Raw genomic sequence first — 23,132 nt, 5'->3', positions numbered from 1 at the left:
CGGCCCGTCACACGTTTCCGGTGGGCGTCAGGTTTGGACCCCGGCGCGCCGCTGTTGATGGCGATATAGTCCTGCGCAGCGGATTCCGCAAGCTAAACTTCAGGACCGGTTGTCGCGCCAGACCCGGAAGTTGAGCGCAGAGGCGAGGCTCAGCCACGCGAGATAGGGGATCACCAGAAGCCCCGCAATCAGATCGAACCGGAAGAAGGCCAGCATCATCGCCACGACCGCAGCCCAAAGACAGACGAGTACCGTCATTCCCATCCCGAGTCGATGCGCCCCGAAGAACACTGGTGTCCAGAGTGTGTTGAGCGCGATCTGCACAGCGAACAGCGCCAGCGCGATCTGGCTCCCCTCGACACCCGCCACGCGCGCCGCCGCATAGGCGACCGAGACGTAGAGATAGGTCCAGGCCACCGGGAACACCCAATTCGGCGGAGTGAAGCCCGGTTTCTTCAAACCCACATACCATTCGCCGGGCTTGAAGATGATGCCCGTCGCCGCCGCAGCGGCCGAGGCCGCAAGGAAAAGCAGAAAATAGGTCAGCGTCATGTCTCGGGCTCCGATCGAAATCCTTACGGATCAGGATCTAAGCTCATCCATCGCGCGGACAAGTCCGGCAGTGATTCCCGGTTCGCTCAGCGCATGGCCCGACATCGGCACGAGCTGTAGATGCGCACGCGCCCAGCCTTGCGCCAGCCGATGGGCCGAAATCGGCGGGCAGATCATGTCGAGCCGCCCCTGCACGATCTTCGTCGGAATATGCTCGATCAGGTGCCGATCGCGCAGAATCTGGTCGTCTTCCTCGAGGAAAGCACCGTTCTGGAAATAGTGGTTCTCTAGCCGCGCGAAGGCCCGCGCGTAATCCGAGGAGGCCTCGCCGGGCGGGCCGTCGAAGGCCACCGAGGCCAGCGCATTTTCCCACATCGCCCAATGGCGGCCATAGCGCGCCTCGGCCATGTAATCACCCGAGAAGAGCCGCTTGTGATAGGCCCCGATCAGATCGTGCTGCTCGTCTTCCGGGATCGGACGCCGGAAGTTTGCCCAGAGATCGGGATAGAACTGCCCCGCGCCACCGCCATAGAACCAATCGAGCTCGGCCCGCGTCGCCAGGAACACGCCTCTAAGAATCAGTGCCTCGACCCGGTCGGGATGGGCCTCGGCATACAAGAGCGCGAGCGTCGCGCCCCAGCTGCCGCCGAAGACCATCCATTGCTCGATGCCCAGCTCCTGCCGGATCTGCTCCATATCGGCGATCAGGTGCCAGGTCGTGTTGGCCGTCACGCTCGCATGGGGGCGCGATAGCCCGCAGCCGCGTTGATCGAAAAGGATGATCCGATAATGGCGCGGATCGAAGAACCGCCGCATCGTGGGCGAGCAGCCACCGCCCGGGCCACCATGACAGACCACGACCGGCTGGCCCTCGGGATGGCCCGATTGCTCGACATAGAGCACATGGCCATCGCCCACATCGATCCGGCGCTGATCGAACGGTTCGATCGGCGGATAGAGATGGGCGCCCGATGCGCGCTTTTGCCCTGCAGTTCTGTCCATGGCTGAACTATATAGATCAAACGAAGCGCCCGCCATGGGCGGATCGCAATTGAGCGCGAGGAGAGAGATGGCAGATCCGGCAAACAGCATCGACCCCAGCGAAGTCGCCAAGTTCGAGGCGATGGCGGCGGAATGGTGGGACCCGAATGGCAAGTTCAAGCCGCTGCATATGCTCAACCCCTGCCGGCTCGACTACATCACCACGCAGATCGCGACGCAGTTCGGCCGCGACCTGAAAGCGCCCCGCCCGTTCGAGGGCCTGCGCCTGCTCGATATCGGCTGCGGCGGCGGGTTGCTGGCCGAACCGATGGCGCGGCTCGGGGCGACGGTCGTAGGCGCCGATGCCGCCGGGGGCAACATCCCGGTCGCCAAGCTTCATGCCGAACAATCGGGTCTCGAGATCGACTACCGCCATTGCGCCGCCGAGGATCTGGCAGCGAGCGGCGAGCAGTTCGACGTCGTCCTCGCGATGGAAATCATCGAGCATGTGTCCGACCCGCAGGGCTTCGTGAACACGATTGAAAGCCTGATGAAACCCGGCGGGCTGATGATCTGCTCGACCCTGAACCGCAATCCCAAAAGCTACATGGTCGCGATCATCGGCGCCGAGCATGTGATGCGCTGGCTGCCCAAGGGCACGCATGAATGGTCGAAATTCATTACCCCCGATGAGCTTTACGAGCTGACGAAAAACGCGCAGCTCGACCCGATCGACCGGCGCGGCATGGTCTTCAACCCGCTCAGCTGGCGCTGGTCGCTCTCGGAGCGCGATCTCTCGGTGAACTACGCCATTGCGGCGGTGAAGCGGTAAGGGGCGCTGCCCCTCTTCGCATTCGCGAATTCACCCCGGGATATTTGAAGCAGTTGGAAATCAAAGACGGACTTCCTTCCAACTGCTCGAAATATCCCGGGGGAGACTGCCGTCAGGCAGGCGGGGGCAGAGCCCCCTCTTACTTCTTCTTCGGACGAAACGCCTTGATCCGCGCGGGATCGGTCTCGATATAGGCTGCGCCGATCAGGTCGAGGCAATAGGGCACGGCGGCGAAGACCGCGTCGAGGCAGGTCGCGATGGCCGAGGGTTTGCCGGGCACCATGATGATCAGCGACTTGCCCGCGATCCCCGCAGATTGGCGCGACAGGATGGCGGTGGGCACTTCGAGCAGCGAAGCGCGGCGCATTTCCTCGCCGAAGCCCGCAAGCTCCTTCTCGATCACATCCATGCAGCCTTCGGGTGTCTCGTCACGTGGCGCAGGGCCAGTGCCGCCGGTGATCAGGATCAGGTCGGCCTCGGCGGCGACGAGTTCGCGCAGCTTTTCAGCCACCGACTCGCGCCCATCGGGGATGATGTGGCGCTCGATCTCGAGCGGCGAGGTGACCACGCCGCGCAGGTAGTCCTCGCAGCCCGGACCGCCCTTGTCCTCGTATTCGCCGCGCGACGCGCGGTCGGAGACGGTGACGATGGCGGCCTTGGGCTGCGAAAAGCTCATTTCTTCACGCGCGCATTGCGGGTCGCGATCAGCTTCAGGCGCAGCGCGTTGAGCTGGATGAAGCCCGCCGCATCCTTCTGGTCATAGGCGCCCGCGTCTTCTTCGAAGGTCACGTGGGCCTCGGAATAAAGCGAGTACTCCGACCAGCGCGCCACGGTCCGGGCCGCGCCCTTGAAGAGCATCAGCTTCACCGTGCCGGTCACATATTCCTGCGTCTTGTCGATCAGCGCCTGCAGCGCCTCGCGCTCGGGCGAGAACCAGAAGCCGTTATAGATCAGCTCGGCATAGCGCGGCATGATCGAGTCCTTCAGGTGGCCCGCGCCGCTATCGAGCGTGATCTGCTCGATGCCACGGTGGGCCTCCAGCAGGATCGTACCGCCGGGGGTCTCGTAGACGCCGCGCGACTTCATGCCGACGAAGCGGTTTTCGACGAAATCGAGACGGCCAATGCCGTGCTTCTTCCCGTATTCATTCAGCTTGGTGAGGATCGTCGCCGGGCTCATCGCCTCGCCGTTGATCGACACCGCGTCGCCCTTCTCGAAGCCGATCTCGATATATTCGGGCTCGTTCGGGGCCTGCGTTACCGGGTCGTCGGTGCGCTGGTAGACATAGTCGGGCGCCATATCGGCCGGGTCTTCGAGAACCTTACCCTCCGACGAGGTGTGCAGCAGGTTCGCATCGACCGAGAAGGGCGCTTCGCCGCGCTTGTCCTTGGCGATCGGGATCTGGTTCGCCTCGGCGAATTCCAGAAGCTTGGTGCGCGAGGACAGGCCCCATTCCCGCCAGGGCGCGATCACCTTGATCGAGGGGTCGAGCGCATAGGCCGAGAGCTCGAAGCGCACCTGATCGTTGCCCTTACCGGTCGCGCCATGCGCCACCGCATCCGCGCCGTGCTGATGCGCGATCTCGACGAGATGCTTGGAGATCAGCGGGCGCGCGATCGAGGTGCCCAGCAGGTAAAGCCCCTCATAGACCGCATTGGCGCGGAACATCGGGAAGACGAAATCGCGGACGAACTCCTCGCGCGCGTCGAGAATGTGGATGTTCTCCGGCTTGATACCCAGCATCTCGGCCTTGCGGCGCGCCGGTTCCAGCTCCTCACCCTGACCGAGATCGGCGGTGTAGGTGATGACCTCGCAACCATATTCGGTCTGCAGCCATTTCAGGATGATCGAGGTATCGAGGCCGCCCGAATAGGCAAGCACGACTTTCTTGGGCGCGGACATGCGGCATCTCCCGGTTTTCTTGTTCCGCGACGGAATAGAAGCTTTTTTTCCAATGAACAAGGGCCGCCCCTCAGGACGGCCCTTTCCGATTTCATCCGAGCGCGGCTCAGGTCTCCGAGGTCGTGTCCACCGGCTCTTCCGTGCCCGTGTCAGTCGTTCCGGCGACCGGCTCATCGGCCGGCGGGTCGGTGACCTCCGGTTCCGGCGGCGGAAGGTCAAGCAGCTCGTGCAGATAAGCCATCGCCTCGGGCGAGAGCGTGCGGCCGTTCGCCGCTGCCGAGAGCGCGTCCTGCTCGGCTTGATCTGCCGTCGCGATTTCGCCCTCGAGATCGGTCACCGCCTGTTGGGCTGCGGCCAGATCGTCCGCATAGGTTTGCGCGGTCTCCATCTGGCCGTTGAGCGTGTCGAGCTGGTCCTGGTAATCGTCGGCCTCGGGATCGAGCGCATCGATCTGTGCCTGAATTTCCTCGGGCGTTGCAACGTCCTGTGCTTCAAGACCGGCGAGCGTTGCCTGCGCAGCCGTCAGCTCTTCACCGAGCGCATCAGCCGCGACCACGGCCGCCTGGTAGGTCGCGATGCGCCCGACCTGGCTGTTGGGCGAAGCGTTGGCAAGCGCCGTCGGGCTGGCGTGAGCCGCGTTCAGCCCCTTGAGCTCGGAGGCCAGCGCGCCGTGATTGCGCAGCTCGCCCTCACTCAGCGCCGGCTTGCCATTCGGGCGCGGCGAATCCGAGACAGCGTATTCGGTCGGCGTGGTGGAGCGTTTGGTTGCCTTGGTCTGGGTGCTCGAACGCGAAGCGGTGCGTTGCGCCTTCTGCGACTTGCCGCCGCTGAAGAGGTCGTCGAGGAACTTGGCCGGGCCGCCAGTCGCCTTCACCGAACCGGAATTGCCGCGGTTCGATGCACCACCAGCCGAAGCCGACTTGCCTGCCGAACCGGAATTGCCGCCGGCATTCCCGTTACCGCCACCGTTTCCGCCGCCATTGCCGCCGCCATTTCCACCACCGTTACCGCCGCCATTGCCGTTCTTGGCCATGGCGATATCGGCGCCGGTGAAGTGGCTCGTCGCAACCGGCGCAAGCACGAAGCTCGCGGCGACCATTGCGACGATCGAGTATTTCTTGAGGCTCATCCCGCCCTCCCGTGGCATCGAATTCAGTCAAACTCCCACCATGGTTAAACCGCAATTGGGGCCAAAACGAGGCGAATTTGCGGAATGCGCAGGTCGTTGCCGAACGAGACTCGGGCTTGCGCGAAGAACCGCCGAATCACCTTATCCCTTGCAAGATGGCCCCGGCTTGGGCATGGCTTTGACATGAGTGAATTTGCCCTGTCCGCCCTCGCTGCCACCCGTGCCCTGCGTGCGCTCTTCGAGCCCACGCCACTTCAGCGCAACGACCATCTCTCGGCGCGGTTTGGCGCGGAGATCTGGCTCAAGCGCGAGGACCTGACGCCAGTGCGCAGCTACAAGCTGCGGGGCGCGTTTACCGCGATGCGCAAGCTGCGCGAGAGCGACCCGGAGGCCAGCCACTTCGTCTGCGCCAGTGCGGGAAATCACGCGCAGGGTGTGGCTTTCGCCTGCCGCCATTTCGGGGTGAAGGGCACGATCTTCATGCCGGTCACGACGCCGCAGCAGAAAATCGACAAGACCAACACCTTCGGCGGCGATGCGATCGAGATCGTGCTGACGGGTGACTATTTCGACGACACGCTGGCCGCCGCGCAGGCGTTCTGTACGAAAGCCGGGGCGCATTTTCTCGCCCCCTTCGACGACGCATCGGTGATTGAAGGGCAGGCCTCGGTCGGAGTCGAGATACTCGATCAGATGAGCGAGGCCCCCGACCTGGTGATCCTGCCTGTGGGCGGGGGCGGTCTCGCCGCCGGGGTGACGGGATATTTGCGTGCGACCGCCCCTGCGACGAAGTTTCGCTTTGTTGAGCCCCTGGGCGGGGCGAGCCTGACGGCTGCCGTGGCCGCGGGCCATCCGGTCACGCTCGATCAGGTGAACAGTTTTGTCGACGGGGCCGCCGTGGCCCGGATCGGCGCGCGGCCCTTCGCCGAACTTGGCTGGGTGACACCCGAAATGATCCATCTCGCCCCCGAGGACCGGATCTGCATCACCATGCTGGAGATGCTCAATGTCGAGGGGATCGTGCTCGAGCCTGCCGGCGCGATGTCGATCGACATCCTGCCCGAGCTGGCCGAAGAGATCCGCGGCAAGCGCGTGGTCTGCATCACCTCTGGCGGCAATTTCGACTTCGAACGCCTGCCGGAAGTGCGCGAGCGCGCGCAGCGCTATTCCGGTCTGAAGAAATACTTCATCCTGCGCCTGCCCCAGCGCCCCGGCGCATTGCGCGACTTTCTCGAGATGCTCGGCCCCGATGACGATATCGCGCGGTTCGAATACCTGAAGAAATCTGCGCGCAATTTCGGCTCGGTCCTGATCGGGATCGAGACCAAGCGGGCGGAGAACTTCACCAAGCTTTTCGCCAAGCTTGATGCCGAAGGCTTCGTCTGGCGTGACATCACCGAAGACGAGACCCTCGCAGAATTCCTGATCTGAGGGCGATCACGCGGCGGCGGTGAACTCCGTCAACCGTCCCATGAACACCGCCTTCGACTCCCCGTAGCAATCGAGGATCGCGGCGACATCGACCCGGCCGCCGTCTCCGGCTGCGGCGAGACGTTCGCCTTGTTGGCACATGCCACCGAAGTCACGAAAGCCGATGTTCCAGGCCGAGCCTTTGAGGAAATGCAGATCCTCCTCCAGCCGGGCAGGGCGCGACCCAAGCGTCATCACGACCGCTTCGACTTCGTCGAGGAAAAGCTCGACCACTTCCGCGAACCCATCCGCGCCGATCTCTCCGCGCAATTCGCGCACGCGTTCCCAATCAATCATCCAACCCTCCGGCCACCGAGTTACCTTCACCGGGGATCGACCGTAGCGGCGAAAGCTTGCGAAAGACTTAAAGGCGATCGGGCAAGAAATTTTCACGAATTCTTAGCGCATTCCTAGCCTTATAGCAGCGTGCGGCAACGGATGACACATATGGCTGCGAGCTACGACGCGCCCCCTCTTGATCCCGCGCCCCCCAAGCCGGGGGCGCCGCGCCATGTCCTCGTGGTCGATGACAGCCGCATGCAACGCCGCATCCTCTCGGCGCAGCTGTCACGCTCCGGCTATCGCGTCACCGAAGCCGGCAGCGCGGAAGAGGCAATGGTGATCTGCGCCCGGACAGAGCCCGACATCGTGATCTCCGACTGGATGATGACGGGCATGACCGGACCGGAGTTCTGTCAGGCCTTTCGCGCCATGGATCGGCGCAGCTACGGCTATTTCATCCTGCTCACCTCGAAGGCGGAAAAGACCGATGTCACGCGCGGACTCGAAAGCGGCGCGGATGATTTTCTGTCCAAACCTGTGAACGGAGAGGAGCTGCGCGCAAGGCTCAGCGCGGGCAGCCGCATCCTCTCGATGCAGGAAGAGCTCAGCGCGAAGAACAACCTCTTGCGCGCCGCGCAGGACGTGATCGAGCGCGACCTGCAAGAAGCGCGCAAGCTGCAGCAAAGCCTCGTGCGCGACCGCCATCGCGACTTCGGCGCGGGCGCGGCCTCGCTCATGTTGCGCCCGACCGGCCATGTGGGCGGGGATCTCGTCGGCTTCTTCCCGATCAACGAGACACGTGTTGGCCTGTATGGAATCGATGTCTCGGGTCACGGGATAACCTCGGCGCTGATGATGGCGCGGGTGGCGGGATACCTGTCGGGGACATGGCCCGCGCAGAACATCGCCTTGATCCCCACCGGGCGCGACAGTTTCGCCAGCCGTCCGCCCGCGGAGGTAGCGCAGATGATGAACGATCTCGTGCTCGAGGAGATGCAGACCGAGAGCTACCTGACGCTGGTCTATGCCGATATCGACCTTGCGACGGGACAGATCGAACTGGTGCAGGCGGGCCATCCCTACCCGGTGGTGCAACGCCGGGACGGACGGGTCGAGTTTCTGGGCCAAGGCGGTTTGCCGATCGGGCTGATCCCCGGCGCGCAGTATGTATCGGTCAGCACCCGTCTCGCACCCGGCGACCGGCTGCTCCTGATCTCGGACGGGATCACCGAGGCGACCGACCCCGACGGCATCATGATCGACGAGACCGCTCTCGCGACGCTCATCCGAAAATTCGCAGGACTGAGGGGCCCCGACTTTCTCGACGCGATCTTGTGGGAGATCGAGGCTTACACCGCCGGCGACATCACCGACGATGTATCGGCCGCGATATTCGAGTTCCGTGGCCCGGGCCGCGTTCAGGGCTCGCGCAGAGCCTCACGCGATTTGTAGAGCGGTTTGAGCAGATATTGCAGCACTGTCTTCTCACCCGTGTGCAGCTCCACCACCGCCTGCATCCCGGGCCGGATCTCGAGCTGTTTCTGACGCGCGGGCAGATCCGCAAGATCGACCGAGATCGTCACCTTGTAATGGGGATCGCCATCGGGTTTGCGCTCGTCCTTGAACGTATCGGCCGAGACCAGCGTGACCGTACCATGCAGGCTGCCATAAATCGTGTAATCGTAGGCCGAGAGCTTGATCGTCGCCTCTTGTCCGGGCTGAACATGGGCGATGTCACGCGGCGCTATGCGCGCTTCGAGCACCAGCGCCTCGTCGAGCGGGATGATCTGAGCGATCTCTTCGCCAGGCCTTACCACTCCGCCGATCGTCGCCACCGGCAACTTGTTGACCACCCCGCGCATCGGCGCGGTAAGCACGGTCCGGTCGAGCTGATCCTCGGCCAGCTTGAGCTGTTGGCGCAGCGTGGCGAGCTTGCCCAGAACGTCGGAATGTTCGGCGGCCCGCTCCAATGCAGCCTTCGTATCGATCTCACGCCAGGCGCGCTCGGCATCTGAAAAGGTCTTGCGCGCCCGCGTCACCTCTATCAGCGGCGCCACGTCCTTCTTGTACATCCGCTCGACCAGATCGAGCTCCTCGCGTGCCTGGGCCATCACGTTCTTCGCCCCTTTCGCACGCGCCGACACATCGGCCAGACGCGCCTTGAGAAGCGCGCTTTCCGAGGCCACGATCTCCGGCACCAGCCGACGCTGTGCTTCGGTTACCTCAAACGTGTCGCGCCCCGACATCTCCGCCTCGAGCCGTGCACGTTTTATCTCCAGCGCCGCGATCTGATCTTCGAGATCGTCGACCTGGGTCTGATATTGCGTCGATTGCAGCCGCGCGATGACCTGCCCCGGCTCGACCACATCACCCTCGCCGACGTAAAGCTCCGCAAGGATCCCGCCTTCGAGGTTCTGGATGATCTGCGGCTTGGCCGAGGAGGTGATTTCGCCGGGGCCACGTACGATCTGATCGACCCAAGCCATCGAGGCCCAAAGCAGGAAGATCACGATCGCCGCAACGACGATCCAGATCGTGAGCGACAGTCTGCGCGAGCTGTCCTGAAGGGCTGCGTGGTCGATCGTCGTCATGCCTGCGCCCCCTTCGCTTGATTGAGATGGGCGAGCACCGCATCGCGTGGACCGTCGACCGCCAGACGGCCGTTTTGCAGGATCAGCGTGCGGCCGGTGAGCGACAATATCGGTACGCGATGGGTGGCGATGATCGCGGTGCGATCACCCAACCAGCCATCGAGGCGACTGACCAGCGTGGTCTCCAGCGTGGTGTCGAGGGCGGCGGTCGGCTCATCGAGGATCACCACCTGCGGATCCTGCAACCAAAGCCGCGCCCAGCCGATCGACTGGCGCTGGCCGACTGAAAGCCCCTCGCCGCCATCGCGGATCGGCAGGTCGAGGCCGCGCGGATGGTTGCGCAGGAACGGCCCGAGGCCTGCGAAATCGAGCGCGGCATAGAGCCGTTCGTCGTCTCGTTCGAGCTGGGTGAGGTTGAGATTATCGCGGAGGGTCCCCGCGAAAAGCCGCACGTCCTGACTAAGATAGCCCACGCTGCGCCGCAGATCGCGCGGGTGGATCTGACCGATATCGATCCCGTCGAGTAGCAGCCGGCCGTTTTGCGGCTCGTAAAGCCCTGCAAGAAGCTTGAGCAGGGTCGATTTCCCCGAGCCATTTGCGCCCAGCACCGCCACGCGCTGCCCTTGCGGGATCGCGAGCCCCGCGATCTCGACGGTGGGTGCGGCCTCCGGGTCATAACGGAATTCGAGATGGCGCAGCTCGAACGCACCGCGCAGCGTCTCGGCGCGCAAGTAGCGGCGGCCCGCGCTCTGGACCTGCTCGGCCCCAGCGATCGCATCGAGCCCAACCAGAGCCGATTTCACGTTCGACCAGCGCGCCAGCGTGCCCGCCAGTTGCGTCAGCGGCGCGAGCGTGCGCGAGGTCAGGATACCGATGGCGATGATCGAGCCGACGGTGAATTCGCCTGCGAACACCATGTAGGCGCCGATAACGACCGCGGTGATATAGGTGCCCTGCTGGATCATCTGCGCCCAGTAGGTCAGCGCCGAGGCGAGCTTGCGCTGCTCAGAGCTTTTCACTGCCGAGAGCGTCGTCAGCTCCTCCCAGATCCGCTTGATCCGGTCAGCGCCGCGCGTGGTGGCGACGGTTTCATGTTCGTAGATCGCTTCGTGCAACAGGCGGCTCGCGCGGCTCGAGGCGCCTTGCGTCGACTGGCTCAACGCGACCATCTTCTTTTGCAGGAACATTCCCGGCACCACCATGAGCACCGCCCCTGCGATCAGCACGAAGACCAGCGGGCCACCGATCGAGGCGACGAGGATCAGGAAGACGAAGAGGAAGGGGATATCGGCCAGCGTGCCGATGGTCGAGGCGGTGAAGAACTCGCGCACCGAGGAGAACTCGCGCATCGCGGCGAAAAGCTGGCTGGGCGCGCGTTTCTCGGGCGCAGCCTTCATCCCCAGAAGGCGATCCATCAGAAGGCCCTGCACCGAGAGTTCGATCCGCCGCCCGGCGAGATCCATCAGGCCGGAGCGCGCGAGTTTCAGCCCCATCTCCAGCACCAGCGCGAGCCCCGCGCCAAGCGCAAGTACCCAGAGCGTGCTTTCGGATTGATGCGGGATCACCCGGTCATAGACCTGGAGCGAGAACAGCGCGACCGCCACCGCGAGGATGTTGGCGAAGAGCGAGCCAAGTGCGACCTCGGCAAAGGCGCGGCGTTGCGTGCGGAACGCCCCCCAGAACCAATGGCCTTTCGTGTCCTCGCCGATATGGCGTTCCTCAAGCTGGCGCAGCGAGGTACGCGCGCGGATGATCCGGCCGGAAAAATGCGGAGAGAACTCGCGCAGCGGCACCTCCGCACGCTGATCGGGGCAGGTCTTGTCATAGATGAAAAGGCTCTCGCCCTCCTGCGCGGCGACGAGCACCATCTGCCCGTTCGCCATCTGCGCAAGTGCTGGCCACTGGCCGGGGGTAAGCGCGTCGATCGACTCGACCGAGGCCGTCATGCCAGCGACCCGCAGTACCGCGGCGATACTCTCGGGTTTGATCGTGGCGCCACTTTCGGTCGCCTCTCCGATCGCGAGCAGCATCTGTTCAAGCACATCTGAGGCGGGCAGTTCCGCGCCCAGAAGCCCGGCATAGGCGCTGGCCAGTTCGGCTCGGGCCTTCGCCCGGACGAGGCGCTGATCGGGGCTGGGGCCGCTGGGCGAGATGGCGGGACGCGGCATGACTCCATCGGCCGCCCCGCTCACGCGGGCGGCATTGATGTCGAACGCGATGACGCGATCAGTCACCCGCCTGCCACCTCCTCATATCCGGCTTCCATCGACCAGAAGCCCCTGCACCCGCGCGATCTCCAGCTCGGTCAGCGCGATCTCGTAGCGAAGCCCCACCTGCGCACGTTTCATCGCGGCGTAGCTTTCGTAATTGCCGACCAGCTCCATCAGCCGGCGGCGGCCCATCTTGTATTGCCGTTTGAAGAGCGCGAGCCCCGACTCGGCCTCCTCGACAAGGGCGGCATCTCGCATCTCGCGGGCGCGTAAATCCGTGAGCCTGACCTGAAGTGCCGACAGGCTGCGGGCGCTGTCCTGCCGCGCCTTCGCAACGCGTGCCTGTCCCGCCTCGGCCCCAGCCTCGATCGCTGCGAGCGTATCGCCCCGGCCAAAGCCCAGCATCTGAGTCATACCCATATTCACGCCAAGTGTCGGTTTGCCTTCGCCAGCGCCTGCGCGCAGCGCGAGGCCCGGAAGGTGACCAGCCTTGGCGAGCTGTGCTTCCGCTTCGGCCCGCGCCGCTTCGCCTTCGGCGCGCTTGACCGCGAGTGGCTCGGGCGCGGCCACCGGCAGCGCCACGTTGGACAGGCCGGTCAGGTGCTGCATCGGTTGATCGCTCATCGTCGCGAGCTGCGTCCGTGCCGCCTGCGCCGCCTGCCGGTCGGCCTGCGCTTCGGCCTCGGCCTCATGGCGTTTCTGCGCAACGAACCCGACCTCGGAGAGATCCGACAGCCCGCCCTTCGCACGTTCGCGCAAGATACGTTCGAACTCGGAAAGCTGCCGGGCGTTGGCGCTCGCGACTTCGGCCTGCGCCTCGGCCTTCAGCCCCGAAATGTAGAATTTCAGCCCGTCATAGACGGTGTCGTTCATCTCCTGAGAGAGCTCGACCGCAGCCACCTCGACATCGGCGGCGGCGAAATCGCGTTCGGCCTTCTTCGCGCCGTTGTCGAAGATCACCTGCTCCATCACCAGCTGAGTCACGAGATCGCCGAGGCTCGACAGGCTCACGCTCGGCCCGATCTGGGGCAGCCAGTTCTTCGACTTCGCCTGCGCGGTCAACCGCGCGACCCGCAATTCGGCCTGCGCGGCGCCTGCGGAATGATCCAGCACCGCCTGCGCAACCTCTGCATAGGGTCCGGTCGCAGGCAGAATAGACCGGCGCGCCGCGAGATCGGCGATCAGCTCAGAGCTTTGCGCATCCGTCCCGGGTTTGCGCGCGATACCGGCCGCGAGCGGCGCAGAGGCCGGATCGACCGCATTGCGCGTCGGGAAAGGCGTACCGTCGGCCAGACAACCCGACAGCGCCACCGTTCCGGCAAGCACCATTGCCCCGCGAAGACCGCGACGGCGATGGTGAACTGGCTGTGTCCGGCGCATCCTCTCCGCCCCCGTCAGATCGTCACATTGGTGATTTCGTCATCGATCAGCAGGGTCGTATCGCCGAGCGTGTAGATGCTCATGTCATGCCCATCGACCGTGGTGGTCAGACCGGTATCGAGCGCCCCCAGAGCGGTGACGTGGTCGTTGTCATTGCCCTCGATCGCGATCGTATTGTCCGGCCCGGTAAGCGCCTTGATCTGCGCCTCGGTGATCGTGAGTTCGGCCTCGGGCGCGAAGCTCAGGTCAATCTCGGCGAAGTCGAAGTCAGATAGGCCCGCCCGGTTGAGATCCACCGTGACCGCCGCGTTATTGTCGACCACGAGCAGCGTCGCCGCCTCGTTGCCCGCCGCATCGGTATCCGAGACCACCAGATAAGAGCCATTGGGCACCGTGCTCTGGAAATCATAGGAGGTGTAGGCGCTGCGCACGACCGGCGCGCCGTCGAGGGACACTTCGGAGACCGCACCGCCAGCATCGACCGCCGCAAAGTCCAGCGGATCGTCGGCATTCTCGATGAGCAACCCCACGAGCCCGGTTTCGACCCGCGAGAAGCCGATGATATCGGGAGACTCCGGCGCAACGAGGTCATAGGTGAAGCTGCCATCGGTTTGCGAGACGTTGCCCACCACGTCCGTAGCGAAGACCTGATAAGTCATCGTGCCTTCGCTGCCCGGCAGGTCGGCACCGCTGAACTGCGCACTCCATTGCCCGTCGGCACCTGCCACCAATGTTTGCGTCACGCCATTGGCCAGCACCACCTGCACCGTCGCGCCCGGCTCGACCGTGCCCGAAATCGCAAAGCCGCGCTCGGCCTCCTCGGCATTGACGATCCCGTCGCCAGCGACACTCGCGGAAATCGTGAAATCGCGTACAAGCGGGTCGAAGGTGATGACACTTTGCTGGAGTGCCGCGTTGCCGCTTGCATCGGTGGCGCGAACGCTGAGCACCTCTTGCATTTCCTCATTCGGCAAGGCGGAGGCGGGGATTGTCGCGCTCCAGCTCGTACCGGTTACGGTCGCTGCGATGGTGACGCCCGAGCCAAGCTGCACGGTAACCGCGCTGCCCGCCTCAACGGTGCCGCTCACCACGAGCCCGCCCGCCGCTTCCGTCGCATTGACGATCCCATCCGCGAGGATCGCATTCGGGGTCGGGGTGGCATGGGTCAGGTTCTGCACCTCGGTATCGACACGGAGCACATGGCTCGCCTGCGCGGTATTCCCCGCGAGGTCGGTGGCAAGAACGCTGACCGTCGCGTCATAGGTGCCCGCGGGCACTTCGGCAGCACTGAAGCTGGCGCTCCAGTTGCCCGACGCATCGGCCTGAACCGTCCGCGTGGTGCCCTCGAAATTCACCTGAACGGTCGCGCCCGACTCGGCGCTGCCGGTGATCGTGAGTCCGGAAGTCGCCTCGACCGCGTTGAGCAGATCATCACCGCCCGCCTGCCCGATATCGACTGCGACATTGGTTTCCAGATCGACGCTCACCGAACGGGTCGCCGAGACCGTGTTGCCCGCCGCATCGACAGCGCTGACCCGCGCCTCGTAAGTGCCTGTGGACAGAGCCGCGCCGGTCACGTCCACGCTCCAGCTGCCATCCGCGCCGACCGTGGCCGGCAGGGTCTGACCTGCGAAGCTGACCGTCACCGATTGCGTGCCGGGCTCGGACGTGCCGCTCAGTGTGATGCGGCCTGCCTCTTGCGCATTGACCACGTCATCAGCGGTGATCGGATCGCTCGAGAAGGCGACCTGACCGACGGTGTCGAGCTGAACCGCATGGCTCTGCGTCGAGACATTGCCCGCCGCATCAGTCGTCGTCGCGGTGAACGTCAGTTCGCGCTCACCGGTACCAATCTGCGCCGGCGAGAAGGTCACCGACCATTGGCCGCTCGCATCGACCGTCGCCGGCAGCTCCACTCCGCCCAGCGAGATCACCATCTGCGCACCCGGCGTGGATTGTCCGGTGATCGTCACACCGGCCTGTTGTTCGACGAGGTTGATCACGTCATCGCCCGCGACCGTGTCGAAGCTGATCGGATGCGGTTCGGTATCGACCGCGAGGGTGTCGCTCAGGGTCGTGACATTGCCCAGCGCATCGGTTGCCGTGACAGTCATCGCGGCCTCGTACGTGCCGCCCGGAAGCTGATCCTGCGCGAAGGTGACCGACCAGCTGCCATCCGAACCGACGGTGGTCGATTGGGTCTGGCCCATGACCTCGACAGTGATTGCCGCCCCCGGCTCGCCACCGCCCGAGACGGTGATCCCATCCGCATATTCGAGCAGGTTCTCGACATCGCCGGTCGAGCCCGCACCTTCGGTGATCGCCACATCCGGCGGCGTCATGTCGATCAGGAAGCCCGGACCATCGAGCGTATATTCGCTCCCATCCGGCGCAGTCACCTCGACAACAGCCTCGTGATCGCCGTCGGAGGGCAGCGTTTCGTCGCTAAAGATCACCTCCCAGGTGCCACCCGGACCGATCTCGACGCTCTGGCTCTGATCGCCGATTGTCACGGCCACGATCGAACCCGGCTCACCAGTGCCCGAAACCACAGCTTCCTGCGTTTCGGTCTGTGTGCTCAGCGTTGCCTCGCTCTGGGGATCGTCAACGGTAGGCGCGATCGACGCACCGCCATTCGAACCACCCGAGCCGCCCAGAAGCGCCGCACCGGCCAGCCCCGCCGCCGCCAGGCCACCGCCACCGAGCCCCGTCATGAGCGCAGGCGCAAAGGCCGCCATGCCGGTCGTCTCGTCTTCGGCAACGGGCGCGAGGATCTCATCGCCCTCAAGGAAGGCCAGGCGATCATTGGGGCTCCACTTGTCGCCCGTCACCTCCGGCTCGCCATAAGAGGCAAAAAGAACGCCATTGCCCATATCCTCCAGAGTCACCTGCTGGATTTGACCATCGGCCGAAATCAGCAACGTGTTCTCCTGCCCTTCGGGCGCCATGAAGAACCCATGCAGCGTGATCGTGCGGCCATCGGCCAGCGTCACGACCAGATCGCCGTCAAGTTTCTCATATTTGAGGATGTTTGCCTTGCGCAGATTGAGCGAGATGTCCTCGTCGGCCCCAACCTGAATGAACTCTCCGGCACTATCACCGGAAACAGACCCATAGATCACCGTGCCCGCGCCATCGCGCAGGGCAAAGTCAATCGACTTTACCATAATACTCGCTCCGCCTCTTAGGCTGGACTTATTGAACGTCCAGTCCCGCTCACCAAAAGGTGAACTTAACTTATTATTGATGTTTTATTACACATAAGTCGGCACTACGGCTAGAGTTTTGTTTACGCCGCGTGACAAATTGTTGTGCAATCGCATAGGTTTAGCGTTTCGCAACCGCAGATTGCGCCGCACGCCTCAGAATTGTTGCAAAACGCGCATCAGGAAGGCCCGGTCGCCGTCATTGGCAAGAAGTTCAATGGCTTCGCCCGGATCCAGCCAATAGGCACTATGACCGGGCTCGCTTGGCGCGCCTCGACAGAGCACCGGACGCGCCATCCAGATCGAGCAGAGTTTCTCCGCCCAGAGGTCGTATTCGGGCATGTAGGTGAAGCGTCGATAGGCCCCGAGCCGCCGCAAATTGCCGATCGACCAGCCGGTCTCCTCGTAGACCTCGCGATGCAGGGCGTTGATCTGCCCCTCACCGGGGTCGATGCCGCCACCGGGTAGCTGAAACTCAGGCACCGGCGTTTCCTGGAACGTCACCAGCACGCGCCCGTCGCGGATCAACACCGCATAGGCACCGGGCCGCAGCGTGTAGCTCTGGCCTTGTTTCACCCGCTCTCCGAACCGTGCGATCATTGGCTCACCCTTGGGTCTGTGGTTGCGACGCCTATATTGGGGCTGTATGGCAGGCTCCGCGCTGCCCGAAAACCCCCTAGGAGCCCCTCAGGAGCACCATGTCCAAGCTATCCCAAATCGCATGGGACGACACCGTACTGCCGTTCCAGCTCGACCGCTCGGATATCCGCGGTCGCGTCGCGCGCCTCGATGGCGTGCTCGACAACGTCCTGTCGCAACATGAATACCCCCGCGCCGTCGAGATGCTCGTCGCCGAGGCCGCGTTGCTGACAGCGCTGATCGGCCAGACGATCAAGCTGCGCTGGAAGCTCTCGCTTCAGGTGCGCGGCAACGGTCCGATCCGCATTATCGCCACCGATTACTATGCCCCCGAGAAAGAGGGCGCACCCGCGCGCATCCGCGCCTGGGCGAGCTTCGACCCCGAGCGGCTCGATCCCAAGGCGGATCCGTTCGAGCAGATCGGGAAGGGCTATTTCGCGATCCTGATCGACCAAGGGAAGGGCACCACGCCCTATCAGGGCATCACGCCGCTCAGCGAAGGGTCACTACGCGCATGCGCCGAGGCCTATTTCGCGCAGTCCGAGCAGTTGCCGACCCGCTTCTCGCTCTCCTTCGGGCGGTCGATCCTGCCCGGTCAGGGCGAGAGTTGGCGCGCCGGTGGCGTCATGCTCCAGCACATGCCGCCCGCCTCTCCTTTCGCGGCGAAAGACGGCTCGGGCGATATGGGCCTTCTGACCGCTGACGATATTCTCGATGGCGAAGAGGGCGAGAACTGGGCGCGTGCCAATATCCTGCTCGACACGGTCGAGGACATGGAGCTGATCGGCCCGACCGTACAGCCGACAGAGCTGTTGGTGCGTCTGTTCCACGAGGAAGCCCCGCGTGTCTTCGATCCGCAGCGGGTTGAATTCGGCTGCACCTGCTCGGCCGATCGCGTGCGCCAGTCGCTCTCGATCTACTCGGCGCGCGATATCGGTCACATGACCACCGATGACGGCAGGGTCACCGCCGATTGCCAGTTCTGCGGCGCGCATTACGAGTTCGATCCGCTGACGCTCGGCTTCGAAGCCCAGAAAAACCCGGATGGAACACCGCGCGAGGCATCGGATGAGTGATCCGCTCGCCCCGGTTCTGGCCGCCTTGGCAAGACCGGGGCGGCCTTCATCCGACTACGACCTGAACCCCGGTACTGTCCTGCCAGCGGATCGCATTCTCCGCCCCGCTGGCGTGCTGGTCGCCTTCGACTGTTTCGAGGGCGAGCCCCGGCTGCACCTGACGAAGCGCAGCTCGCATCTACGCCACCACCCCGGCCAGATCGCCTTTCCCGGCGGCAAGGTGGACCCTCAGGACGATGGCCCGGTGGGCGCGGCGCTACGCGAGGCGCGCGAAGAAATCGGCTTGCCCAGCGGCAATGTCGAAATCCTCGGGACGCTCGATCCGCATGAAACGGTGACCTCTTTCCTCGTGACCCCGGTCCTTGCCCGGATCCACACCCCGTTCGAGATCACCCCCGAGGCAGGCGAAGTGGCAGAGGCCTTCACTGTGCCGCTCTCCCATGTCTCGAATCCAACGAAATTCCGCGTCGAATCCCGACGCTGGCGCGGCGCACGGCGCAGCTATTTCGTGGCCCCCTACGGGCCCTATTACATCTGGGGCGCCACCGCGCGTATATTGCGGGCATTGGCGGACCGGATGGCGCAATGAAACTGACCGGAGACTGGATCGAGGCCACGCATACCCAACGCGTGCTGGCGATGCTCGAGACGGGGGGGCATCAGGCCTATCTCGTGGGTGGCTGCGTGCGCAACGGCGCGATCGACCAGCCTGTCCATGATATCGACATCGCTACCGATGCGCTGCCCGAACGGGTGATCGAGCTAGCGAAAGCAGCCGATCTGAAGCCCGTGCCCACCGGGATCGACCACGGCACGATCACCGTCGTCTCCGAGCATTACCCGCATGAGATCACCACCTTTCGCCGCGATGTAGAGACGCATGGCCGCCACGCGACGGTCGCCTTCTCGGATAACATCGCCGAGGATGCCGCGCGCCGCGATTTCACGATGAATGCGCTTTATGCCCGCGCCGATGGGGAGGTCATCGACCCGCTCGGCACCGGGCTGGCCGATCTCGACGCGCGCCATGTCCGCTTTGTCGGCGAGGCCGAGGAGCGTATCCGTGAGGATTACCTGCGGATCCTGCGCTTCTTCCGTTTCACCGCCTGGTATGGCCGCGATCTCGATGGCGACGGCCTCGCCGCCTGCGCCGCGAATATCGCTGGAATAGAGACGCTTTCGCGCGAACGCGTGGGGGCTGAGATGCGCAAGCTGCTGGCCGCGCCCGACCCCTCTCACGCGGTGGCGGCAATGGCGCAGAGCGGGGCTCTCACAGCGGTGTTGCCCGGCGCCGATGCGACGGCGCTCGCTCCGCTTGTGCATCTCGAAGACCGACCCGCGGACGCGATCCGCCGCCTCGCCGCCTTGGGTGGCGAAAACGTTGCGGAGCGCCTGCGCCTGTCGAACAAGGATTCCCGGCGGCTCGAGACATTGCGCGAAGCTCTGGCAAGTGGCGATGCCCCTGAGGTCTTGGGGTATCGCTTCGGCGCCGAGACCGGGGCTGATGCGCTCCTTTTGCGCCATGCCGTCATGGGTCAGGAGATGCCGGAGAACTGGCAAAACAGGGTCTGTTTCGGCGCAAAACAGCAATTTCCCGTCTCGGCCACAGATCTGATGCCCGCCTATCAGGGGAAGGCACTGGGCGATCGCCTGCGCGAGCTCGAAACCCGCTGGATAGCTTCGGGCTTCACGTTGAGCCGCGAGGCGTTGCTCGGCTGAGGCGCTGGTCTATATGCTGGGGATGAAAGCGAGCCGCTGATGATCGACCCCTTCTCCAAAGCCTCTGGCCCCCCACCGCATACGCTGGGCGCATTCCTGCGCTGGTGCCTCTCGGGCGCGGGCAAGGTGATGACGGTGGCGGGCCTCGCCTCGGTGCTGGCGGGCTCGATGGAGGTCGTTTCCGCCTGGCTTCTGGGGCGCGTGATCGACGCGGCGCTGGCCTCGGCCCCGGATCAGGTGCTGGCCGAGAATGCGGGGCTGCTTGCGCTCTTCATCGGCTTCTACCTGATCCTGCGCCCGCTGGCCTTCGCCGCCTCCTCGGCGACCACCAATCTCTTGATCCTTCCGAATATCCTGCCGCTGGTCCTCTCGAGGCTGCATCGCTGGACGATGGGTCAGGACGTGACCTTCTTCGACAACGATTTCGCAGGCCGCATCGCGCAGAAGCAGATGCAGACCGCACGCGCCGTGACCGATACCGTGGCCGAGACGATCAATACCGCGCTTTTCGCCGCGGCCTCGGTGCTGGGTTCTGTCCTGCTCCTTCTCGGGATCGACCGCTGGGGCGCGCTCGGGCTTGTGCTCTGGGCGATCGGACTGGGCTTTCTGATCCGGGCCTTCCTGCCGAAAGTGCGCGGTCACTCCAAGGCCCGGGCCTCGGCACGGGCGATGGTGACGGGGCAGGTCGTCGACACGATCACCAATATCAAGACGGTCAAACTCTTCGCCCATGCGGAACATGAAGATCGCGCCGCCTTGGGCGCGATGGAACGGTTTCGGGCCGCAACAGTGTCTTTCGGGCGCATCTCGGCCACCTATCGCACGGTGCAGATGGCCTATTCCGGCGTGCTGCCGGTGATGCTGGTCGGCGGCGCAATCCTGCTCTGGTCGCAAGGCGCGGCAAGCGCGGGCGATATCGCGGCCTCCGGGGCCATCGCGATCCGGCTGGCACAGATGTCGGGTTGGGTGTCGACCGCGCTGATGGGGCTCTGGACCCATATCGGCGAGGTCGAGGACGGGATGCGGACGCTCGCGCGCGGCTACGGGCTGACCGATGCACCTGACGCAACCGAGCTGGGGCGCGTGGCGGGTGAAATCCGCTTCGACCATGTCGATTTCGCCTATGGGCGGCAAAGCGGCGGCGTCGAGGGGATCGACCTGACGATCCAGGCGGGTGAGCGGATCGGTATCGTTGGCGCGTCAGGCGCCGGGAAATCGACCCTCGTTTCGCTTCTTTTAAGGCTCTACGACGCCGAAAAAGGTGCCATCCTGATCGACGGGACAGACATTCGCCGCGTCACCCAGGAGAGCCTGAGGCGGCAGATCGCGATGGTCACTCAGGAGACTGCGATGTTCAATCGTTCGGCGCGCGAGAACATCCTGTATGGACGCCCCGATGCCAGCGAGGCGGAGCTGATCGCAGCGGCCGAACAGGCCGAGGCGGATGGGTTCATTCGCGAGCTGGTCGATCACGAGGGCAATCGCGGCTACGAGGCGAAGCTGGGCGAGCGTGGCGTGAAGCTGTCGGGCGGACAGCGGCAGCGGATCGCGCTGGCCCGGGCCTTCCTGAAGGATGCCCCGATTCTTGTGCTGGACGAGGCGACCTCGGCGCTCGACTCGGAGGTCGAGGCACAGATCCAGCGCGCGCTTCACCGGGTTATGGCGGGCAAGACCGTGCTGGCGATCGCGCACCGGCTCAGCACGATTGCCGAGATGGACCGGATCGTAGTTCTGGACGAGGGCCGGATCGTGGAACAGGGAAGCCACGAGGAGCTGCTTACGGCAAACGGGCTCTATGCGCGGTATTGGGCACGCCAATCTGGCGGTTTTCTCCTCTGCGATGAGGCCGAGGATGCAGCAGAATAGGGTCTTTTCGGGCGCGTTCGACGAGAGTAGATGGATCGCATGAATTACGAGATAGAACGTCTGTCCCTGCACGCTGATGGCGTGGCGCATGGCCCCGAGGGGACCGTGCATGTAGCAATGGCTCTGCCCGGCGAAGTGGTCGAGGGAGAGGTGGAGGACGGGCGCATTGCCCAGCCGAAGGTCGTTACCCCTTCGTCCGAACGCGTGAAGGCGCCTTGCCCGCATTATCGGTCGTGCGGGGGCTGCGTGATGCAGCACGCCTCGGAAGGCTTCACCGCCGAATGGAAGATGGACGTCGTGCGCCAAGCACTGAGCGCGCGCGGGCTGTCCGTGCCCGAGATGACTATCTCGACATCACCGCTGCACTCGCGTCGTCGGGCGACCTTTTCGGGGCGACGCACGAAAAAGGGCACGCTTGTCGGGTTTCACGCACGCGCCTCCGATACGGTGGTCGAGATCCCGCATTGCCTGATCCTGCGTCCGGAACTGCTCGCGGTCGTGCCGCTTCTGAACGAGGCGACGGCGCTGGCGGGCTCGCGCAAAGGCGAAATTGCCTTCGCCGTGACGCTGTCGGAGGCGGGGCTGGAGATCGCCGCGTCGGGTGGAAAAGACCCTGATCCAGCACAATTCGAGACTTTGTCAGGTCTTGCACGTGAGCATGATCTCGCCCGTCTCAGCTGGAACGATGAAATCATCGCTGCCCGCCGTCCGACCATTCAGCGCTTCGGCAAGGCGCAGGTCGTGCCCCCGCCCGGCGCTTTCCTGCAAGCGACCCATCATGGGGAGGCCGCGCTTGTGGCCTTTGCCAAAGCTGCGGTGGGTTCGGCTCAGCGCGTGGCCGATCTCTTCGCGGGCTGTGGCACCTTCGCGCTGCCACTGGCCGAACAGGCTGAGGTTCATGCTGTCGAAGGGTCGGCGGCGATGATCGACGCGCTCGATCAGGGCTGGCGGCAGGCGCAGGGCCTGCACCGGATCACGAGCGAGACGCGCGATCTTTTCCGCAGGCCGCTTCTGCCCGATGAACTGGCGACGTTCGACGCCGTGGTGATCGACCCGCCCCGCGCGGGTGCGCAGGCCCAGATCGCGGAGATCGCCACCTCACCGCTGCCGCGTCTGATCCACGTCTCCTGCAACCCGGTCACCTTCGCGCGCGACGCCGAGACCCTGATCAAAGCGGGCTTCACGCTCGAGAAATTGCTCGTGGTCGATCAGTTTCGCTTTTCCGCGCATGTCGAGCTTGCGGCGCTCTTCACCCGCTAGAAGGCACGCCTGAAATCGGGTAAAAAGGGCCAAAAGA

Annotated in this window: 19 protein-coding genes; 8 read left to right on the top strand and 11 right to left on the bottom strand. The window is 64.5% G+C overall.

Translation table 11 applies throughout. From position 1 onward, the window contains the following. Positions 1-99: 99 nt before the first annotated feature. Positions 100-552, bottom strand: a complete 453-nt coding sequence (gene tspO, locus TP2_RS08490; RefSeq protein ID WP_206198330.1) for a tryptophan-rich sensory protein TspO — start codon at positions 550-552, stop codon at positions 100-102. A 30-nt stretch (positions 553-582) separates the two neighbouring features. After that, on the bottom strand, positions 583-1,554 hold the full coding sequence (pip, locus tag TP2_RS08485) for a prolyl aminopeptidase (protein WP_038075880.1): 972 nt from the start codon (positions 1,552-1,554) through the stop codon (positions 583-585). 67 nt (positions 1,555-1,621) lie between these two features. Here pip and ubiG point away from each other — a divergent pair, with 67 nt between their 5' ends. After that, positions 1,622-2,365, top strand: a complete 744-nt coding sequence (gene ubiG, locus TP2_RS08480; RefSeq protein ID WP_038075877.1) for a bifunctional 2-polyprenyl-6-hydroxyphenol methylase/3-demethylubiquinol 3-O-methyltransferase UbiG — start codon at positions 1,622-1,624, stop codon at positions 2,363-2,365. 139 nt (positions 2,366-2,504) lie between these two features. Here ubiG and mog read toward each other — a convergent pair whose 3' ends face one another. The 3 genes from mog to TP2_RS17960 form a co-directional block, all read right to left on the bottom strand. Further along, positions 2,505-3,041, bottom strand: coding sequence for a molybdopterin adenylyltransferase (gene mog / locus TP2_RS08475; protein WP_038075876.1), 537 nt, complete (start codon positions 3,039-3,041; stop codon positions 2,505-2,507). Next, on the bottom strand, positions 3,038-4,267 hold the full coding sequence (locus TP2_RS08470; protein WP_038075874.1) for an argininosuccinate synthase: 1,230 nt from the start codon (positions 4,265-4,267) through the stop codon (positions 3,038-3,040). Before TP2_RS08470 ends, mog begins: the two co-directional genes overlap by 4 nt. Before the next feature lie 106 nt (positions 4,268-4,373). Further along, positions 4,374-5,396 carry a hypothetical protein gene (locus tag TP2_RS17960; RefSeq protein WP_051692340.1) on the bottom strand — a complete coding sequence of 341 codons (1,023 nt, stop codon included), beginning with the start codon at positions 5,394-5,396 and terminating at the stop codon, positions 4,374-4,376. Positions 5,397-5,579: 183 nt separating this feature from the next. Here TP2_RS17960 and ilvA point away from each other — a divergent pair, with 183 nt between their 5' ends. Beyond that, positions 5,580-6,827, top strand: coding sequence for a threonine ammonia-lyase IlvA (ilvA, locus tag TP2_RS08460; RefSeq protein WP_038075871.1), 1,248 nt, complete (start codon positions 5,580-5,582; stop codon positions 6,825-6,827). A gap of 6 nt (positions 6,828-6,833) precedes the next feature. On the opposite strand, the gene TP2_RS08455 is transcribed toward ilvA, so the two are convergent. Continuing rightward, complete coding sequence (locus TP2_RS08455) at positions 6,834-7,163, bottom strand: Hpt domain-containing protein (protein WP_038075869.1); 330 nt, start codon at positions 7,161-7,163, stop codon at positions 6,834-6,836. 150 nt (positions 7,164-7,313) lie between these two features. Here TP2_RS08455 and TP2_RS08450 point away from each other — a divergent pair, with 150 nt between their 5' ends. Further along, complete coding sequence (locus tag TP2_RS08450) at positions 7,314-8,600, top strand: PP2C family protein-serine/threonine phosphatase (RefSeq protein WP_051692338.1); 1,287 nt, start codon at positions 7,314-7,316, stop codon at positions 8,598-8,600. Here the strand turns inward: TP2_RS08450 and TP2_RS08445 are convergent. From TP2_RS08445 to TP2_RS08425, 5 genes are all read right to left on the bottom strand, one after another. After that, on the bottom strand, positions 8,567-9,739 hold the full coding sequence (locus TP2_RS08445; protein WP_038075866.1) for an HlyD family type I secretion periplasmic adaptor subunit: 1,173 nt from the start codon (positions 9,737-9,739) through the stop codon (positions 8,567-8,569). The two genes, TP2_RS08450 and TP2_RS08445, sit on opposite strands and share 34 nt — an antisense overlap. Continuing rightward, entirely contained in the window at positions 9,736-11,973 is a 2,238-nt protein-coding gene (locus TP2_RS08440; protein WP_038075863.1) for an ATP-binding cassette domain-containing protein, read from the bottom strand. Before TP2_RS08440 ends, TP2_RS08445 begins: the two co-directional genes overlap by 4 nt. Positions 11,974-11,988: 15 nt before the next feature. After that, the gene (locus tag TP2_RS08435; RefSeq protein WP_084714063.1) at positions 11,989-13,329 is read right to left on the bottom strand and encodes a TolC family protein; all 1,341 of its coding nucleotides are present in this window, start codon (positions 13,327-13,329) and stop codon (positions 11,989-11,991) included. A gap of 14 nt (positions 13,330-13,343) precedes the next feature. Further along, positions 13,344-16,496, bottom strand: a complete 3,153-nt coding sequence (locus TP2_RS17955) for an Ig-like domain-containing protein (protein ID WP_051692336.1) — start codon at positions 16,494-16,496, stop codon at positions 13,344-13,346. A 195-nt stretch (positions 16,497-16,691) separates the two neighbouring features. Beyond that, positions 16,692-17,135 (bottom strand): NUDIX hydrolase, encoded by a 444-nt coding sequence (locus TP2_RS08425; RefSeq protein WP_038075859.1) that lies wholly within the window; start codon positions 17,133-17,135, stop codon positions 16,692-16,694. A 98-nt stretch (positions 17,136-17,233) separates the two neighbouring features. Here TP2_RS08425 and hslO point away from each other — a divergent pair, with 98 nt between their 5' ends. From hslO to TP2_RS08400, 5 genes are read left to right on the top strand one after another with little or no spacing between them, the layout of a single operon-like run. Then, positions 17,234-18,250, top strand: coding sequence for an Hsp33 family molecular chaperone HslO (gene hslO / locus TP2_RS08420; protein WP_038075855.1), 1,017 nt, complete (start codon positions 17,234-17,236; stop codon positions 18,248-18,250). Then, positions 18,243-18,839: a CoA pyrophosphatase gene (locus TP2_RS08415; protein ID WP_038075850.1), complete on the top strand. Its 597-nt coding sequence runs from the start codon at positions 18,243-18,245 to the stop codon at positions 18,837-18,839. The genes hslO and TP2_RS08415 overlap by 8 nt, the downstream gene beginning before the upstream one ends. Beyond that, positions 18,836-19,969 carry a CCA tRNA nucleotidyltransferase gene (locus tag TP2_RS08410; protein WP_038075847.1) on the top strand — a complete coding sequence of 378 codons (1,134 nt, stop codon included), beginning with the start codon at positions 18,836-18,838 and terminating at the stop codon, positions 19,967-19,969. The genes TP2_RS08415 and TP2_RS08410 overlap by 4 nt, the downstream gene beginning before the upstream one ends. 39 nt (positions 19,970-20,008) lie before the next feature. After that, a complete protein-coding gene (locus tag TP2_RS08405) occupies positions 20,009-21,835 on the top strand; it encodes an ABC transporter ATP-binding protein (RefSeq protein ID WP_038075844.1) in 1,827 nt (608 codons plus the stop codon). Between the two features lie 39 nt (positions 21,836-21,874). Continuing rightward, on the top strand, positions 21,875-23,095 hold the full coding sequence (locus tag TP2_RS08400; protein ID WP_084714100.1) for a class I SAM-dependent RNA methyltransferase: 1,221 nt from the start codon (positions 21,875-21,877) through the stop codon (positions 23,093-23,095). The last annotated feature ends 37 nt before the right edge of the window (positions 23,096-23,132 follow it).

The sequence above is a fragment of the Thioclava pacifica DSM 10166 genome (assembly GCF_000714535.1).
Classification (GTDB): Bacteria; Pseudomonadota; Alphaproteobacteria; order Rhodobacterales; family Rhodobacteraceae; genus Thioclava; species Thioclava pacifica.
This window is presented reverse-complemented; position numbering and strand designations above follow the sequence as displayed.

Excerpts from the sequence above, each read along its gene's own strand:
- TP2_RS08415 (WP_038075850.1), top strand. The coding sequence starts at position 18,243 with ATGAGTGATCCGCTCGCCCCGGTTCTGGCCGCCTTGGCAAGACCGGGG.
- TP2_RS08405 (WP_038075844.1), top strand. The coding sequence starts at position 20,009 with ATGATCGACCCCTTCTCCAAAGCCTCTGGCCCCCCACCGCATACGCTG.
- TP2_RS17955 (WP_051692336.1), bottom strand. The coding sequence starts at position 16,496 with ATGGTAAAGTCGATTGACTTTGCCCTGCGCGATGGCGCGGGCACGGTG.
- TP2_RS08455 (WP_038075869.1), bottom strand. The coding sequence starts at position 7,163 with ATGATTGATTGGGAACGCGTGCGCGAATTGCGCGGAGAGATCGGCGCG.
- TP2_RS08410 (WP_038075847.1), top strand. The coding sequence starts at position 18,836 with ATGAAACTGACCGGAGACTGGATCGAGGCCACGCATACCCAACGCGTG.
- TP2_RS08400 (WP_084714100.1), top strand. The coding sequence starts at position 21,875 with ATGAATTACGAGATAGAACGTCTGTCCCTGCACGCTGATGGCGTGGCG.
- ubiG (WP_038075877.1), top strand. The coding sequence starts at position 1,622 with ATGGCAGATCCGGCAAACAGCATCGACCCCAGCGAAGTCGCCAAGTTC.
- ilvA (WP_038075871.1), top strand. The coding sequence starts at position 5,580 with ATGAGTGAATTTGCCCTGTCCGCCCTCGCTGCCACCCGTGCCCTGCGT.
- TP2_RS08435 (WP_084714063.1), bottom strand. The coding sequence starts at position 13,329 with ATGCGCCGGACACAGCCAGTTCACCATCGCCGTCGCGGTCTTCGCGGG.
- TP2_RS17960 (WP_051692340.1), bottom strand. The coding sequence starts at position 5,396 with ATGAGCCTCAAGAAATACTCGATCGTCGCAATGGTCGCCGCGAGCTTC.
- TP2_RS08450 (WP_051692338.1), top strand. The coding sequence starts at position 7,314 with ATGGCTGCGAGCTACGACGCGCCCCCTCTTGATCCCGCGCCCCCCAAG.
- tspO (WP_206198330.1), bottom strand. The coding sequence starts at position 552 with ATGACGCTGACCTATTTTCTGCTTTTCCTTGCGGCCTCGGCCGCTGCG.
- pip (WP_038075880.1), bottom strand. The coding sequence starts at position 1,554 with ATGGACAGAACTGCAGGGCAAAAGCGCGCATCGGGCGCCCATCTCTAT.
- mog (WP_038075876.1), bottom strand. The coding sequence starts at position 3,041 with ATGAGCTTTTCGCAGCCCAAGGCCGCCATCGTCACCGTCTCCGACCGC.
- TP2_RS08470 (WP_038075874.1), bottom strand. The coding sequence starts at position 4,267 with ATGTCCGCGCCCAAGAAAGTCGTGCTTGCCTATTCGGGCGGCCTCGAT.
- hslO (WP_038075855.1), top strand. The coding sequence starts at position 17,234 with ATGTCCAAGCTATCCCAAATCGCATGGGACGACACCGTACTGCCGTTC.
- TP2_RS08425 (WP_038075859.1), bottom strand. The coding sequence starts at position 17,135 with ATGATCGCACGGTTCGGAGAGCGGGTGAAACAAGGCCAGAGCTACACG.
- TP2_RS08445 (WP_038075866.1), bottom strand. The coding sequence starts at position 9,739 with ATGACGACGATCGACCACGCAGCCCTTCAGGACAGCTCGCGCAGACTG.